14 protein-coding genes (1 of these 14 only partly in view) are annotated in these 15628 nt (G+C 62.2%); 6 read left to right on the top strand and 8 right to left on the bottom strand.

Going from position 1 to position 15628, the window contains the following annotated elements:
• On the top strand, positions 1-1251 hold the 3' portion of the coding sequence (locus tag ACYU81_RS07185; RefSeq protein ID WP_460987018.1) for a lipopolysaccharide biosynthesis protein. It extends 237 nt beyond the left edge of the window; 1251 of the gene's 1488 nt are visible here — the last part of the coding sequence; the start codon falls outside the window, past its left edge; the stop codon is at positions 1249-1251.
• A gap of 1 nt (position 1252) precedes the next feature.
• On the opposite strand, the gene ACYU81_RS07190 is transcribed toward ACYU81_RS07185, so the two are convergent.
• Positions 1253-1681: a CBS domain-containing protein gene (locus tag ACYU81_RS07190; protein WP_460987019.1), complete on the bottom strand. Its 429-nt coding sequence runs from the start codon at positions 1679-1681 to the stop codon at positions 1253-1255.
• Between the two features lie 75 nt (positions 1682-1756).
• On the opposite strand from ACYU81_RS07190, the gene ACYU81_RS07195 reads away from it, so the two are divergent.
• Complete coding sequence (locus ACYU81_RS07195; RefSeq protein ID WP_460987020.1) at positions 1757-2056, top strand: hypothetical protein; 300 nt, start codon at positions 1757-1759, stop codon at positions 2054-2056.
• The gene (locus ACYU81_RS07200; protein ID WP_449474480.1) at positions 2049-2426 is read left to right on the top strand and encodes an acyl-CoA thioesterase; all 378 of its coding nucleotides are present in this window, start codon (positions 2049-2051) and stop codon (positions 2424-2426) included. The genes ACYU81_RS07195 and ACYU81_RS07200 overlap by 8 nt, the downstream gene beginning before the upstream one ends.
• A 90-nt stretch (positions 2427-2516) precedes the next feature.
• Here the strand turns inward: ACYU81_RS07200 and ACYU81_RS07205 are convergent, their stop codons facing one another.
• The 4 genes from ACYU81_RS07205 to hisS all read right to left on the bottom strand — a co-directional run bounded on the left by ACYU81_RS07205 (position 2517) and on the right by hisS (position 6829).
• Positions 2517-3299 carry a DUF4167 domain-containing protein gene (locus tag ACYU81_RS07205; RefSeq protein ID WP_460987021.1) on the bottom strand — a complete coding sequence of 261 codons (783 nt, stop codon included), beginning with the start codon at positions 3297-3299 and terminating at the stop codon, positions 2517-2519.
• Between the two features lie 352 nt (positions 3300-3651).
• Positions 3652-4479 (bottom strand): peptide chain release factor N(5)-glutamine methyltransferase, encoded by an 828-nt coding sequence (prmC, locus tag ACYU81_RS07210; RefSeq protein WP_460987022.1) that lies wholly within the window; start codon positions 4477-4479, stop codon positions 3652-3654.
• The gene (gene prfA, locus ACYU81_RS07215) at positions 4476-5567 is read right to left on the bottom strand and encodes a peptide chain release factor 1 (RefSeq protein WP_460987023.1); all 1092 of its coding nucleotides are present in this window, start codon (positions 5565-5567) and stop codon (positions 4476-4478) included. The genes prmC and prfA overlap by 4 nt, the downstream gene beginning before the upstream one ends.
• Complete coding sequence (gene hisS / locus ACYU81_RS07220) at positions 5567-6829, bottom strand: histidine--tRNA ligase (protein WP_460987024.1); 1263 nt, start codon at positions 6827-6829, stop codon at positions 5567-5569. Before hisS ends, prfA begins: the two co-directional genes overlap by 1 nt.
• 153 nt (positions 6830-6982) lie before the next feature.
• Here hisS and ACYU81_RS07225 point away from each other — a divergent pair, with 153 nt between their 5' ends.
• Together ACYU81_RS07225 and ppa are read left to right on the top strand one after the other, a co-directional pair.
• Positions 6983-8896, top strand: coding sequence for a M61 family metallopeptidase (locus ACYU81_RS07225; protein WP_460987025.1), 1914 nt, complete (start codon positions 6983-6985; stop codon positions 8894-8896).
• 40 nt (positions 8897-8936) lie between these two features.
• A complete protein-coding gene (ppa, locus tag ACYU81_RS07230) occupies positions 8937-9479 on the top strand; it encodes an inorganic diphosphatase (protein ID WP_449474486.1) in 543 nt (180 codons plus the stop codon).
• A gap of 182 nt (positions 9480-9661) precedes the next feature.
• Here the strand turns inward: ppa and yczR are convergent, their stop codons facing one another.
• Positions 9662-11125, bottom strand: a complete 1464-nt coding sequence (gene yczR, locus ACYU81_RS07235) for a MocR-like transcription factor YczR (protein WP_460987026.1) — start codon at positions 11123-11125, stop codon at positions 9662-9664.
• Between the two features lie 84 nt (positions 11126-11209).
• Complete coding sequence (locus ACYU81_RS07240) at positions 11210-11671, bottom strand: hypothetical protein (protein ID WP_460987027.1); 462 nt, start codon at positions 11669-11671, stop codon at positions 11210-11212.
• A gap of 86 nt (positions 11672-11757) precedes the next feature.
• Between ACYU81_RS07240 and gyrB the strand changes: the two genes are divergently transcribed.
• Positions 11758-14265 (top strand): DNA topoisomerase (ATP-hydrolyzing) subunit B, encoded by a 2508-nt coding sequence (gyrB, locus tag ACYU81_RS07245; protein ID WP_460987028.1) that lies wholly within the window; start codon positions 11758-11760, stop codon positions 14263-14265.
• A 33-nt stretch (positions 14266-14298) separates the two neighbouring features.
• Here gyrB and ACYU81_RS07250 read toward each other — a convergent pair whose 3' ends face one another.
• Positions 14299-15627: a pilus assembly protein TadG-related protein gene (locus tag ACYU81_RS07250; protein WP_460987029.1), complete on the bottom strand. Its 1329-nt coding sequence runs from the start codon at positions 15625-15627 to the stop codon at positions 14299-14301.
• Position 15628 lies beyond the last annotated feature (1 nt).

Genomic DNA, 15628 nt, shown 5'->3' on the forward strand with positions numbered 1-15628 from the left:
GAGACGCTCGATTCGCACAAGCTGCGTCAGGCCTTTGGCATCATGCTGCTGCTGAACGGCGGACTGGCGCTGGCGCAGTTGCTGATCGCGCCCTGGGCGGCGGACTATTATGACCAACCCATGGTCGGCGATCTGCTGCGGGTACAGGCGCTGCTTTATCTATCGACGCCGTTCATATCGATTCCCGAAGCGCTGATGGGGCGGGCACTGGATTTCAAGCGGCCAGCGCTGGTCAATCTGATTGCGGCGATAGCGTCGGCAGCCGTGGCGCTGGCTGGCGCGCTGTCGGGATGGGGCGTGTGGACGCTGGTATTCGCACCGATGGCAGGATTCTGGGTAAAGGCCGTGGGCTATATATTCGCCACCGGCTTCCGGCCGATCCCAAGCTTCGATTTTAGGGGCACAGGGGCGATGGTGGCTTATGGCGCATCGCTGCTGGGCGGCCAGCTTTTCTGGATCGTGCAGAGCCAGGCGGATATTTTCATCGGCGGGCGCGTGCTCAACGCGCATCAGCTTGGCCTCTATGCCGAAGCCTTGTTCCTCACGCAGATTTTTGTGTCGAAATTCATCCCGCCGCTCAATGATGTCGCCTTTCCTGCCTATGCGCGCATGCAGAAAGATCCGGCACGAATCGCCTGGTCCTTCTGCAAGGCGGTGCGGCTGCTGCTGCTCATTTCCTGTCCGGTATATCTGGGGATGGCGGTGACAGCCGGGCCTCTAGTGGAAACGCTTTTCGGGACAAAATGGCTGGAGATGGCGCCCTTCGTTTCGGTATTGGCGCTCGCCATGCCGTTCATGACGCTACAGGTGATGTTCGCGCCTGTCAGCAATGCGCTGGGGCGGCCCGGCACGACCGCGCGAATCGCCGCGGTGGGCGCGGTTCTCATGCCCGCGGCTTTCCTGATCGGCATTCAGTTCGGCGCGATTGGCCTCGCATGGTCGTGGCTAGGCGCCTTCCCTGTCCTGACGATCGTTACGGCGCGCCTCGCCGGGGGACCGATGGGGCTCCGACTGTCCGACCTGATTCGGGCGGCGGCTCCGGGGCTGGGTTGTTCGATCCTGATGGCGGGCGCGGTCATGGCCATCGATTCGCAACTCCCCGCCATGTCAGCGCTGGCGCGGCTGAGCCTGCTGGTTCCGGCGGGCGGCCTCGCTTTTCTGGCCGCATTGATGCTGTGCGCGCGCGGCACGCTGATGGAATTGGTCAGCCTGGTGATTCGGCGAGCGCCGCCCCTGCCTGCCGCCGCCTGAATCAGGCCGACTGTATATAGTCGCGCAGCGATGCCGCTTCCGATTCGATGCTGTCGATCCGGAACTTGACCAAGTCGCCGATGGAAACGAGCCCGATAAGGACTCCGTCAACGACGACAGGCAGGTGACGCACCCGCTTCTTGGTCATGAGCGACAGGCAGTGAATTACCGGCGTCTTGTCATCCGTGGTGATGGCAGGCGCCGTCATCACTTCGCTCACCTTGCGATCCAGCACCGCCGCACCGTCCCGCGCGATTTGATGGACGAGGTCGCGTTCGGAAAAGATGCCCACCACCTGCCCGTCACCGACAACAGGCACGCAGCCGATCCGCCGTTCGGACAATAATTGAACCACGGAAAGAACGCTGTCGTCGGGCCGGACCTGAGTGACTTCGCGTCCTTTGCCCTGCAGAATCGCGGTGATCGTCATGCCCCGTCTCCTTGCCGTTCAGACATTATGTCTCAGTCCCTTGATGATCCCACTTTCGTTCCCCAAAGAAAAGAGATGAGAAACAAACAGGGCCTCGATGATCCTCTGATTGCCGCAACCGCATGGGGACGGTTCCGCCGCATCATGTTTTGGATGGCAATCGGTGGCGCGCTGTGCGTCGGCATCGCGCTTGTCTGCTTGCGGATATGGGCTGGACCGATGCCGTTGCACATGGTTCTGGCCACCATCATCGGGGTCTGGTTGACCTTCATGCTGGGGACCGGATTGATGGCGCTCGTGTTCCTGTCGAGCGGGACAGGACACGACGATCAGGTCATGGACCCGCTGAAGGACGAGGTATCGATTGATGACTGAAAAAAGGGGCGAACTGGTTCTGCGGGTGGTTCCCGGCATCACCCAGATCAACACCAACGGCCATATTTTTGGCGGGTGGATATTAAGCCAGATGGATATTGCGGGCGGCATCGTAGCGGGCCGACTGGCCGAAGGCGCGGTGGCGACCGTCGCGATCGATGGGATGAAATTCATATCGCCCATGCTGCTGGGCGATATCGTGACGGTCTATGCGCATGAGGAGCGCCGCGGGCGGACCTCGATGGGCATTCGTGTCGATGTGGTGGCAACGCGCGGGGCGGATCAGCAGCAGATCGACCTTACCAGCGGCCTCTTCACCTTCGTCGCTCTGGACGACCAGCATCGGCCCCGGGTTTTGCCCACGCGCTGAATTGCTACTGGTCGAATATGAAAAAGGGAGCGGCGCGAACGCCACTCCCTTTAATTCTATCCAGCCGCCTGTCTCAAGCAGCAGCTTAGATCATTCCGCCGCTTCGGCAGCCGGGCGCGCACGGCGAGTGCGCTTGCGCGGCGCTTCCTCTGCGGCGGGCTCGCTGTCATTGTCGGCACGCGCGATCGATGGCGGCAGGACGGAAAGATCCAGTCCTTCGCTGCCCTCCGACTTCACTGTATCGGCCTTGCGGGGGCGGCCCCGGCGGGCGCGGGGCGCTTCAGGCGCTGCCGCAGCTTCCGCTTCGGGCTGAGGCGCGGGCGAACGCTCCACCACAGGCGCGGGGGCTTCCGGCGCTTCCATTTCCTGTCGTTCGGCTGCTTCATAGGCAGGGCGGTCCCGGCGAGGCCGATCCCGACGATTCCGGTCGCGATTATCCTGCTGATCACGCGGCTGATCTCGGCGACGATCGCCTTCATAGCCACGCTCGAAATGCTGCTGCTGCTGCGGCTCGCCACGATTATCATCGCCCGCATATTCCGGAGCGTCGAAATCATCGCCTTCATAATCGCCATTGTCTTCCGGTCGGCGGTAGCGCTGCTGCTGCTCCTCCTGCCGGGCGCGATTGTCGGCCAGCACGCGGAAATAATGATCGGCAAACTGCAGATAATATTCCGCATTAACCCGGTCGCCCGCCATCTGGGCGTCACGAGCCATATTCTTGTATTTTTCCAGAAGCTGGACCGCGTTGCCGCGTGCGCGGTTGTCAATCCGGTTGCCGCTATCGCCACCGCCCCGGTTACCGCCGCTGGGACGTCCGTTATTGTTGTTCCGGCCGCGATTCCGGCGACCGGCCTGCCTGTTGTTGATCAAGAGCTGGTCCTTGCGTTCACTTTGCCATCATTCACTGAAAACATTGGTCAGTCGCTATCCTAAAGCACGGCCTGCTTATCAGGCCGGGTAGGGCTCCGCCGGACAGGGGCTGCGCGACAGCCCTTGCCCTTACGCTGCCAGAGGCGCCTGCGCAGCAGCGCCGTCGTGACTTTGAAGGAGCGGGAAAACGGCCTTTTCTCGGCTAAGCCCCACAGAGCAGATCCTCAGGATAATGCCGTCCCTGCTCCTCATGTAGTGTCTTTGGCGGGATAAACCAAGCAAATTTCACTTGCCCCCGAGCAATTCCGGCGTGTGCGGTTCGCAGGCTGATCAGCACGAGGATCAGGAGCGCTCAAAGCTGTGGAGAACGAGTAACGATCAGGCAACGGACATGTCCCGCCATATCCTTACGCACGGCCACGCCAAGTCCCTGTTCCTGAAGCAGGGCGGACACGCTTTTTCTCTGGTCATGACCGATCTCGATCGCCGCCACGCCGCCTTCGGCCAGCAGCCGGGCGATCATGGGCGCGATACGTCGATAGTCGTCAAGGCCGTCGACACCGGCGAAGAGGGCGCTTGCAGGTTCATGCAACACATCGCCCGCAAGGTCGGCGTCGCTTTCAATATAGGGCGGGTTAGCCAGGATGAGGTCGAACCGTTCAGCTATCCCCTCAGCCCAGTCGCCCAGTTGAAAGGCCGCGCGCCCGGCAAGCCCGAGATGTTCGGCATTGGCCCGGGCAACGGCGAGCGCGGCGGCGGAGCTGTCCACGCCGATGCCCGTCGCCTGCGGCCAATGATCCAAGGCCGCGAGCAGCAGCGCGCCCGATCCGGTGCCAAGGTCCAGGACGCGTGCCGGTGCGCGGCCTTGGAAATGGTCAATCGCGGCCTCGATCAGCGTTTCGGTGTCTGGGCGCGGGATTAGGACATCGGGCGTCACCCGCAGGCTGATCGTCCAGAAATCGCGCACGCCGGTGATATAGGCGATGGGTTCGCCTTCAATCCGTCGATCAATCAGCGCGCCAAAGCCGGAAGGCACCGTGAGGTCTTGCTGGCGAAGTAGCAATTCATTGCGACTGATGCCCAGCGCATGGGCGAGGAGCAGTTCCGCGTCGAGACGCCCTGTATCACTGACATTTTGGAGCCGGGCAGCCGCATCGCGAAGCGCCTGGGCGATGCTCACCCGATGCCGTCCAGTTGAGCGAGGCGCGCGGCCTCATCCTCGGCGATCAACGCGTCGATGATTTCAGCGAGCCCCGGCCCTTCCAATATTTCCGGCAGCCGGTGCAAGGTCAGGTTGATGCGGTGATCCGTCACGCGGCCCTGCGGGAAATTATAGGTGCGAATGCGTTCGGACCTGTCGCCTGACCCGACCATCGCCTTGCGCGCACCCGCTTGCTCGCTCTGCGTTCGTTCCCGCTCCGCTTCGTAAAGCCGGGCGCGGAGAACCTGCATGGCCTTGGCCTTGTTCTTGTGCTGCGATCGTTCGTCCTGCTGCGTCACCACGATGCCGCTCGGCAAGTGCGTGATACGCACGGCGCTGTCGGTCGTGTTCACATGCTGCCCGCCTGCGCCCGATGCCCGGTAGATGTCGATCTTGAGGTCGCCGTCGGCGATTTGCACATCGACCTCCTCTGGTTCAGGCAGCACCGCGACGGTCGCGGCAGAGGTGTGGATACGCCCACCGCTTTCGGTGACGGGCACGCGCTGCACGCGATGGACGCCGCTTTCGAACTTGAGCTTGGCAAAAACGCCGATGCCGTTGATGCTGGCCACGACTTCCTTGAAGCCGCCGACTTCAGCGGCATTGGCGGAGATCATCTCCATCTTCCAGCCCTGTGCATCAGCATAGCGCTGATACATGCGGAAAAGGTCACCGGCGAAGAGCGCGGCCTCATCGCCACCCGTTCCAGCGCGGATTTCCAGCATGGCCGGGCGCGCGTCGGCGGCGTCGCGGGGAAGCAGTTGAAGTGCCAGGGCGCGTTCGGCATCCGGCAGCTGACTCTTGATCAGCTGCATTTCCTCCTGCGCCATTTCGCGCATCCCGGCGTCGGCATCGGCATTGTCGCCCCCGGCCATATATTCGAGGGCCTGCAACTCCTGTCGAAGCCGCCGCACCTCATGCGCGGCGCGGGCTACCGGCTCAATCTCCGCATATTCCTTGGACAGCCGCACGAACTCCTCGGGCGCGAGGTCGGCGCGCGTCATCGACGCCTGCACCTCGTCCCGGCGCGCTTCGATCTGCGCGATGCGTTCGGCGGAGATTTGCATCAAAGAGCCGTCAGCTTCCCGACTAGATCGGCCAGCGGCACGGCCTGCTGTTCACCCGAACGCAGGTCGCGCAAACCCGCTTCGCCACGAACCAGTTCATCGTCGCCGATGATGACCGCCCAAGCGGCACCCGAAGCATTGGCGCGTTGCATCCGCTTCTTCATATTCCCCCGAAAACCCATGTCGCACATAATCCCGGCGCGGCGAAGATCAGCGACCAGGCCAATCGCCTTCGCTTCTGCCGCCTCGCCCAGCGGGATCATGACCACTGCGGGCGCGGAAGGTTCCGGCGCATCGATCAGCATCGCAAGCCTCTCTATCCCCGCAGCCCAGCCGACGGCCGGGGTCGAGGGACCACCGAGATTTTCGATCAGCCCGTCATAGCGGCCTCCGCCCAGCACGGTGCCCTGCGCGCCCAGCCGATCGGTGATGAATTCAAAAGCGGTGTGACGGTAATAATCGAGGCCGCGTACCAGACGCGCATCGCGTTCCCACGCCACGCCTGCCGCATCAAGGCCCGCCGTCACCTTGCCGAAGAAGTCGCGCGCTTCATCGGTCAGATAAGCGTCGATATCCGGCGCGCTGTCCGCCACGGGGCGGTCGCGCGGGTCCTTGCTGTCGAGGATGCGCAGCGGATTGCGATGCAGACGGTCGAGACTGTCCTCCGACAGCTGATCGCGATGCGCCTCGAAATGGGCGACCAGCGCGGCGCGCCACGCATCACGGCTGGCCGCGTCCCCCAGCGTATTGAGGTTCAGCGTGACGCCATCGGATACGCCAAGCTCGCGCAGCAACTGATCCGCGAAGACCAGCAATTCGATGTCAGCGCCCGGCTCGCCCGCGCCGATGACCTCGGCATCCAATTGGTGAAACTGGCGGAAACGGCCCTTTTGGGGGCGCTCATAGCGGAAGAGCGGTCCGTGGGTCGCCACTTTGAGCGGCGAATATTGCTGCCAGCCTTCGGTAATATAGGCGCGCGCGATCCCGGCGGTGAACTCGGGACGCAGGGTTATGCTGTCGCCGCCACGATCATCGAACGTGTACATTTCCTTGGAAACGACGTCAGTGCTTTCGCCAAGCGACCGGGCGAACACCGCCGTTGCTTCGAAGACCGGCACTTCAACGCGATGAAAGCCATAGAGCCTGCGGACCCGTTCAAAGGTCGCGACCACATGGGCGAAACGTTCCTGGAACGCTTCCGCCGTGCCCCCCAGCATGTCTTGCGTGCCGCGCACCGGGCGCGGGGTTTCAATTTTCGCCATGGGGATGCGCCTTTAACGGCAAAGAAGGCTCAAGGAAACGCGCTTTTTTTGTCAGATAATTTCGTCGCTGTTCTTCGCGGTGGACGCATAGATTTTGGTTCGTCATGCTGAGTTCATGAGGCAATTCCTGCCACGTCTTTCACGGAGACAGCCATGATCCGCAGCCTTGCTGCCGCTTTCCTGCTTTCCACAGCCATCATCACCCCGCTCGCCGCTCAGGATGCCGTAAGGTCACGGCCCGCTGCCCTGCCGGTGAATGACGCCAGCCCCGCGCCGCGCGACATCCCCTACCCCGGCGGCACCATAAGGCTGGAGGTGGACGCGACCGACACGACTCAACGAATCCTCCGGGTGAAGGAGCATATCCCCGTCGCGTCGAGCGGCCCAATGACCCTGCTGGTGCCCGAATGGCTGCCGGGCAACCATGCGCCGCGTGGCCAGATCGAGAAGATCAGCGGCCTCACCTTCACCGCCGATGGCAAGCCGGTCGGCTGGAAGCGCGATCCACTCAACGTCTACGGATTCGTCGTCGACGTACCGCAGGGCACGCGAGAAATCACCGCTTCCTTCCAGTTCCTATCAGCGACGCAGTCCAGTCAGGGGCGTGTCGTCGTCACGCCCAAGATGCTGAATATCCAATGGGAGTCGGTCTCGCTCTATCCCGCAGGCTATTATACTCGGCAGATTCCGGTTCAGGCCACGGTGACCTATCCCGATGGCTGGCAGGCGGCCACCGCGCTGCGCGGGCGGAAGACCGGATCGACCGTCGCTTATGAAACGATCGACTATGAAGCATTGCAGGATTCGCCGGTATTCGCCGGGCGTTATTTCAAGCCGGTGGACCTGGGCCATAACGTTACGCTGAATATCGTCGCCGATGATGCCGACGAGCTGGAGGCCAAGCCAGACCAGATCGCCAGGCACAAGAAGCTGGTCGATGAAGCAGGCGCGCTCTTCGGCACCTATCATTTCGATCATTATGACTTCCTGTTCGCCATCACCGACGAGATGGGCGGCATCGGGCTTGAACATCATCGATCATCGGAGAATCAGGTCGAGCCGGGCTATTTCAAGAAGTGGGGGGATGGCGAGGCGCTACTCGACCGCAACCTTTTGCCCCATGAGTTCACCCATAGCTGGGACGGCAAATTCCGCCGCCCGGACCTGCTGTGGACGCCCGACTTCAACGTGCCGATGCAGGACAATCTGCTGTGGGTCTATGAAGGGCAGACGCAATTTTGGGGCTATGTGCTGGGCGCGCGGTCGGGCCTGTTTTCCAAACAGGAGACGCTGGACGCCTATGCTCATATCGCGGCCAAGCTCGACACGACGCACGGGCGCGAGTGGCGGCCGATGGAGGATACCACCCACGATCCGATCATTTCCGCCCGCCGTCCCAAGGGGTGGACAAGCTGGCAGCGGTCGGAGGACTATTATAATGAAGGCCTGATGATCTGGCTGGAAGCGGACGCGATCATCCGCAAGCAGACGCGCGGGGCGAAGGGCCTCGATGACTTCGCCAAGGCGTTCTTTGGCATCAACCCCGGCGATTGGGGTCAGGTCGTCTATAATCGCGACGATGTCATCAAGACGCTGAACGGGGTTGCGCCCTATGATTGGGCCGGATTCTTCGCGCGATATGTCGATAGCACGACGCGCGAGACGCCCAAGGGCGGCTTTGCCATGGGCGGCTACAGGCTGGTCTATGGCGACACGCCCAACGCCTTCACCAAGGCCGCCGAGGGCAAGAATATCGACCAGAGCTTCGGCGTTGGCCTGATCGTCAAGGGCGACGGCGAAGTCTCCAACGTCGTCTGGGACAGCGCCGCGTTCAAGGCGGGGCTGGCGGTCGGCACGAAGATCGTCGCGATCAACGGAGACGAATATTCCGGCGAAGTGTTCAAGGCTGCTCTGAAGGCCGCCAAGCCGATGCAGATCATCGTCAAGCAGGACAGATATTACCGCACTTTGACGCTCGCTTATTCCGGCGGCCTGCGCTATCCGCGCCTCGAAAAATCAGGAGAGGGTGAAGGCAGCCTCGATCGGCTGCTCAAACCAAGGACATAATCACCCGCAACGCCAATTTGCATCAAAAGGCTTGAAGTCCATGAATATCGAACTGATCCCGGTTGGGGACGATCCGCCCAACAGCCTGAACGTCATCATCGAAGTGCCGATTGGCGGCGAGCCTGTGAAATATGAATTCGACAAGGCGTCGGGCGCACTGTTCGTCGATCGCATCCTGCATACTCCGATGCGTTATCCGGCCAATTACGGTTTCGTGCCGCACACCCTGTCGCCCGATGGCGATCCGCTGGACGCGCTGGTCATCGCCCGCTCGCCCTTCGTGCCGGGATCGGTCGTGCGCGCTCGCCCGATCGCCGTGCTCAATCTGGAAGATGAAGCGGGTGGTGACGAAAAGCTGGTCTGCGTTCCCGACAACAAGACCTTCCCCTATTATAGCGACGTCGATGAAAAGGACGATTTGCCCGGCATCGTGATGGAGCAGATCGAACATTTCTTCACCCACTATAAGGATCTGGAAAAGCAGAAGTGGGTGCGCATCGGCACATGGGGCGGCGCTGAAGATGCCCGCCGCATCACGCTGGAAGCGATCGAGCGCTATCAGGCTGACAAGAAGGCCGCGTAAGCGCCGTAGAGAGAGATAAGGGGCCGCGCGGGAGATGTCCTGCGCGGCCTTTTTTTTGTTTGGTTTATTCCGTCATGCCAGCGAAAGCTGGCATCTCAGGAGAGGGCGCGCGAGCAGGCCGGAGATCCCAGCTTCCGCTGGGATGACGTTTTGGGCAGAGGGAGCCGATCCCTGCTCTCCCATCAAATCAGCCGATCCGCCTCCAGCGCCGCCGCCAGCGAATCACGGCCGCGCGGCAGGCGGGCATGCAGCCGTGCATCAGCCTCGGCCAGCCGCTCGACCCCGATCGTCAGTTGCTCCTCCGGCAATGTGAAGGGCAGGCGCAAGAAGCGTTCGAACGCGCCGCTGACGCCGAAGCGCGGGCCGGGTGCGACGCGCACCCCATGACTTTCCGCTATCGCAGCAAGCGCCGTTGCCTCGGCGCGCGGTAGCTCGGCCCAGAGCGACAAACCTCCCGCAGGCGATTCGACACGCCAGTGCGGCATATGCCTGTCGATCTCGCTGATCAGATGATCCCGGCGGGAACGCAGCAGATCTGCCCGCGGCCCCAATCCCTCATCACTGTCGATCAACTGCGCGACGGCAAGCTGCTCCACCACCGGACTGGCCATATCCATTGTCGTGCGCAGGCGGCCGAGCGCCGCGACCGTCTGCGGATCGGCGCGAATCCAACCGACGCGCAGTCCGCCCCAGAAGATCTTGCTCGCCGATCCCATGGTGATGACCTGGCGCCCCGACGGATCATGAATCGCCACCGGCGGCGGGGCGGGAAAGTCGAGACCCATCGCTACCATGGTTTCATCGATAATCAGTGGCGTGTGCGTACGCGTGGCCGCTGCGACCAAGGCACGCCGGGTCGCCGGGTCCATGCTGCGGCCGGTCGGGTTATGAAAATCCGCGATGACATAGGCAAAGCGCGGGCTTGTCTGGCGGAACGCCGCCTCCATGGCGTCAATGTCCCAACCTTGCGCGGGAAGGCCAACGGGCACCGGAACGACATGCGCGCGCTGCAACGCCTGAATGACATTATGATAGGTGGGGTGGTCTATCACGGCCCGGTCGCCCGGCCCCGTCAGCCATTGCAGCAACAAGGCAAAGCCCTGCTGTGCGCCGTTGGTCACAATGATCTGGTCGGGACTGGTGGGGCAGCCACGCCGTTCGAACTGCGCGGCGATCGCGCGGCGCAGGGGCGGCAAGCCGAGCGGATCATAGCCGAGGTCGCCCAGAAAGGCCGGCAAGGCTTCAACCGCCGCCTGGCAGGCGCGCCCTACCCCCGGCGCGGCGGGCAGTGCGGCATGAGTCCAGTTGAGGATGTTCCCGCCAATGGGCAGGTCCAATTCAGGCGGTTCGGGATGTATCCGGCCGGGCGGCAGGCGCGTGACGCTGCCCGAACCCTGACGGCTTTCCAGATAGCCCTCATCGCGCAACCGGTCGAACGCAGCCGCGATCGTTGTCCGGCTGAGGCCCAGCGCGGCGGCTAGTTCCCGTTCGCCAGGCAGGCGCACGTTCAGCCCGACCCGCCCATCCAGCACCAGCATGCGCAGCGCGTCGGCCAATTGGCGATAGGCAGGTTCGGCGCTCTCCGCGACCCGCCAAACGCCCAGCAATCGAAGCAGCGAGGGCGGACGAAGAGCAGAATTGGACATGGACGCGACTCTTTCCGATCAGAAACAGAAGTCCACTTAGAAACCACAGGCTATTTTGTAAAAGGCCAATATATCTTCAGCGCATCAACCGGCCACCAACCGGATCGACGCGCTCGACACCCAGCCGCTAAGGCACGGCCCGGCATAGGCTTGCTTCCGGTCAACCGGCTCGGACAGGCCGCAATCGGTCGGCGCCTGCGGCACGACGACCACCCCAAGCCACTTTTGGTCCAGACTGCGGGTGCATACGAGGGCTCTCGCCCCTTCCGCCAGACGTCCGACCTCCTGCGCCTCGGCAAAAGGCGCAGCACGGATCGCCAGGCCCTGAGCGCCGACGCGCACCGCCTGCCCCATGGCGGCACAGGCATCCAGTCGCGGGCCATCCTCGCCAATGATGACAGGGCGTGTGATCTTCGCTTCCAGCCGGGTTTCGGGCATGTCATCGCGCGGTGCCCCGGCGATGGAGCTGTTGGGCAACTGCTCCAGCACGTCGCTGCTGTCGGAACAGGCGCCAAGCATCAGAAACAGGGGGATGATAGCGCGCATGCGCCCCTGATAGACCGGCCGATCCCCAAGCGGAAGTCGGCATGTTTCGCTTTAGTTTCCTTGGGGCTTTCCCTATATGCTCGGGCATGAGCGAGGAAAGTCAAAACAGCCCCAACGCCAACGCCTATGGCGCCGACAGCATCAAGGTCCTGAAAGGCCTGGATGCCGTGCGCAAACGGCCCGGCATGTATATCGGCGATACCGATGATGGCTCGGGCCTGCATCATATGGTGTTCGAGGTCAGCGACAATGCGATCGACGAGGCGCTGGCCGGACATTGCGACCGTATCCTGATCACGCTCAATCCCGATGGCTCTGTGAGCGTCGAGGATAATGGCCGGGGCATACCAACCGGCATCCACAAGGAAGAGGGCGTGTCGGCGGCCGAGGTCATCATGACCCAGCTTCACGCAGGCGGTAAGTTCGAAAATACCTCGGACGACAATGCCTACAAGGTGTCGGGCGGCCTGCACGGCGTGGGCGTTTCCGTTGTGAACGCGCTCAGCGAATTTCTGGACCTCAACATCTGGCGGGACGGCAAGGAGCATTATATGCGCTTTGCCTATGGCGATGCCGTCGCGCCGCTCAAGGTCATTGGGGACGCTCCCGAAGGCAAGAAAGGCACGCGCGTCACCTTCCTTCCCTCGACTGAAAAGGCCCCGGGCGACGGCGGCACCTTCAAGAACCATACCGAGTTCGACTTTGAAAAGCTGGAACATCGCTACCGCGAACTGGCCTTCCTGAACTCCGGCGTGCGGCTGTTCCTGGTCGATGCCCGGCATGAGGAAAAGAAGGAGGTCGAGCTATTTTATGAGGGCGGCATCGCGGCCTTCGTCAAATATCTTGATCGCAACAAGACGCCGCTAATGCCCGATCCGATCGCGATTTCGGGCAGCCGCGACGACGTCACTATCGACGTCGCGCTGGAGTGGAACGATTCTTATTATGAGAACGTCCTCTGCTTCACGAACAACATCCCGCAGCGCGACGGCGGCACGCACCTTGCCGCCTTCCGCGCGGCGCTGACCCGGACCCTCAACAATTATGCCGACAAGTCAGGCATGTTGAAGAAGGAGAAGGTGTCCCTGACCGGCGAGGACATGCGCGAAGGCCTGACCGCGATCGTGTCGGTGAAGCTGCCCGATCCCAAATTCTCGTCCCAGACCAAGGACAAGCTGGTCTCCTCCGAAGTCCGTCAGCCGCTCGAAAGCCTGATGGCCGACAAGATGGCGGAATGGCTGGAAGAGAATCCGGGCCACGGCAAGATGATCATCCAGAAGGTGATCGACGCCGCCGCCGCCCGTGAAGCCGCGAAGAAGGCGCGCGAACTGACCCGGCGCAAGGGTGTGATGGACATCGCCTCCCTGCCCGGCAAGCTGGCCGATTGTCAGGAACGCGACCCCGCCAAGTCTGAACTCTTCCTGGTCGAGGGCGATTCGGCAGGCGGTTCGGCCAAGCAGGGACGCAACCGGCATAATCAGGCGATCCTGCCTTTGAAGGGCAAGATCCTGAACGTCGAGCGCGCGCGCTTCGACCGGATGCTGTCGTCCAAGGAAGTCGGCACGCTCATTCAGGCGATGGGCACCGGCATCCGCGACGATTTCAACCTGGAAAAGCTGCGCTACCACAAGATCGTCATCATGACCGACGCCGACGTCGATGGCGCGCATATCCGCACGCTGCTGCTGACCTTCTTCTACCGCCAGATGCCGCAGATCATCGATGCCGGGCACCTCTACATCGCCCAGCCGCCGCTCTACAAAGCGACGCGGGGCCGTTCAGAAGTTTACCTGAAGAATGAAGCGGCGCTGGAGCAGTATCTGGTCGACAATGGCGTTGATTCCATGGCGCTGGAAACGACCGGCGGCATGCGTTCGGGCGAAGACCTGCGTTCGCTGATCGAGCATGGCCGACGCATGCGCGCAGTGATGCGCTATGTACCGCGTCGCTACAATCCTGCCATTATCGAGGCGCTGGCCATCAACGGCGCGCTTGATCCTGAACTCGGCCATGACGCGCAGGCAGAACGGCTGACGGCGACCGTCAAGTGGATGGACGCGCAGGATGACGAGGGCCGCTGGAGTGGCCGCATCGCCGAAGAGGGCGGTTTCCATTTCGAGCGGCTCTGGCGCGGCGTGACCGATCACCACATGATCGAACATGGCTTCATCGGCTCCGCCGAAGCGCGCAAGCTACACTCCATCGCTGCCGAGGAAGCCGACAGCTATCGCACCACCAGCCGCCTGGTCACTGCAAAGGCTGCGGCCGCTGCGGAAGAGGCGGGGGAAGACGATCTGCCCGTGCTATCCAAGGGCGCGGTCGTCGTCACCCGGCCCAGCGAATTGCTGGAAGCGGTACTGACGGCAGGTCGCAAGGGCCTCGCCATTCAGCGTTACAAGGGTCTGGGCGAGATGAATGCCGAGCAGCTGTGGGAAACGACGCTGGACCCCGACAACCGCTCGATGCTGCGCGTCGAGGTTGAGCAGGCGGATGTCGCCGACGAGATCTTCACCCGTCTGATGGGCGATGTCGTCGAACCCCGGCGCGAGTTCATTCAGGACAATGCGCTGAACGTCGCCAATCTGGACGTCTGATCCTGGTAGAGTGAAGCGGCTCTTACAGCCGCTTCAACTTATCAGCCTGACAGCAGTCAACGACCATTTGGACGCTCCACCCGGGGGGTCGCACGTGTTCGTGATCGTCGCGTTTCCGCTGAAGGACAGGCGCAGCGCGACCATCTGGAAGCAGGTGAGCGACATGCCCGATGTGCCGTTGAACGTCAGTGTGTCGTTCGGGAAATAGAAGGCGCCACTGAGGGTCGAATTGGAATTGCCGTTGACTTGGCAGCACTGATTGCTCGCCGCAGCCCTGCTGTCCCGATAGATTGTGATGCCGCTATAGGTGCCGCTGGTGGATTGAGAAAGATCGACCTCCGCTCCACCGTTGATATCCATCGTCGCGAAACTGTTCGCGTTATTGGGCGTGGTGCTGGTCAGCACGAAAGTGCAGCCCATGCAGGTAAGATGGCCCTGAGCGCCAACTTGCAGGCCCGCATTATTCGCCCCATTGGCCAGGTAGTAGACGCCCGGCTTCAGCGTCAGGGTGCCTTGGACATTGATCGTTCCATAGCAGCCCGGTGCATAAGGACTTCCGCTGCTGCTATCGACAGTCGCCCCCGAAGAGACATTAATGACATTCCAATTGCTGCCGCTCTTGCACTTCCCATTGGAAACGTCGTTGGTGCTGGGATCCAAGCTCATATCGGCAAAGGGATCGGTCAGCGCTGCATGATTGGGCATGAGCATGGTGCCTGCGGCATAGGCGGTGGATGACGGGATTCCACCCATAGCTACGATGGGCGAAACCTTCACGGTCGGCTGGCCGTTCACGTTCACCGCATTGCTGCTGATCGAATTGGTGCCCGCGCCACATCCCAGATCGAGTGTCGAGTTGCCCGCAAAGGTGATCCCGGTGTTGTTGCCACTCTCCTTGGCAAGGAAACATACCTTGCCATCGGAAACGACCGCCGCCCGGGCCTCAGCGGCCACGGTGGACGTAGACATTCCAAACAGGGCCATCAAGGCCGTGGGCTGAGTGCTGGCCAAACGGACATACATTGCCGAGGTGTAAGTGGTGCCACCACTGGTAGTATAAGCCCCCGGCGTTATCGTGGACGTGGCTCCCGGGACAAGAGCATTCTGTGTCAGCGCCTTGTTCGCCTGAGCGGTCGCAGCGCTATTGCCTTGGCTCTGGTAAAGCGAATAGGCGCCTGCCATCGCCGCCGAGTCAGCCTCCCGCTGCAATTCCCGCTTCACATGCGAAAGCTGCATGGTGTGGACGCCAAGCCCCGCCGCTCCGATCATGACGGGAAGCGCCAGCGCCGTCAGCATGAGCGCATTGCCCCGGGCGTCAGACCAAAGCGTGCGAAGACGGGACAAGCAATTGAGCAATGGCATC

The organism is Sphingobium sp. TomTYG75, assembly GCF_054771635.1.

Excerpts from the sequence above, each read along its gene's own strand:
- ppa (WP_449474486.1), top strand. The coding sequence starts at position 8,937 with ATGAATATCGAACTGATCCCGGTTGGGGACGATCCGCCCAACAGCCTG.
- ACYU81_RS07195 (WP_460987020.1), top strand. The coding sequence starts at position 1,757 with ATGAGAAACAAACAGGGCCTCGATGATCCTCTGATTGCCGCAACCGCA.
- gyrB (WP_460987028.1), top strand. The coding sequence starts at position 11,758 with ATGAGCGAGGAAAGTCAAAACAGCCCCAACGCCAACGCCTATGGCGCC.
- ACYU81_RS07240 (WP_460987027.1), bottom strand. The coding sequence starts at position 11,671 with ATGCGCGCTATCATCCCCCTGTTTCTGATGCTTGGCGCCTGTTCCGAC.
- ACYU81_RS07190 (WP_460987019.1), bottom strand. The coding sequence starts at position 1,681 with ATGACGATCACCGCGATTCTGCAGGGCAAAGGACGCGAAGTCACTCAG.
- ACYU81_RS07250 (WP_460987029.1), bottom strand. The coding sequence starts at position 15,627 with ATGCCATTGCTCAATTGCTTGTCCCGTCTTCGCACGCTTTGGTCTGAC.
- ACYU81_RS07200 (WP_449474480.1), top strand. The coding sequence starts at position 2,049 with ATGACTGAAAAAAGGGGCGAACTGGTTCTGCGGGTGGTTCCCGGCATC.
- prfA (WP_460987023.1), bottom strand. The coding sequence starts at position 5,567 with ATGCAAATCTCCGCCGAACGCATCGCGCAGATCGAAGCGCGCCGGGAC.
- ACYU81_RS07225 (WP_460987025.1), top strand. The coding sequence starts at position 6,983 with ATGATCCGCAGCCTTGCTGCCGCTTTCCTGCTTTCCACAGCCATCATC.
- yczR (WP_460987026.1), bottom strand. The coding sequence starts at position 11,125 with ATGTCCAATTCTGCTCTTCGTCCGCCCTCGCTGCTTCGATTGCTGGGC.
- hisS (WP_460987024.1), bottom strand. The coding sequence starts at position 6,829 with ATGGCGAAAATTGAAACCCCGCGCCCGGTGCGCGGCACGCAAGACATG.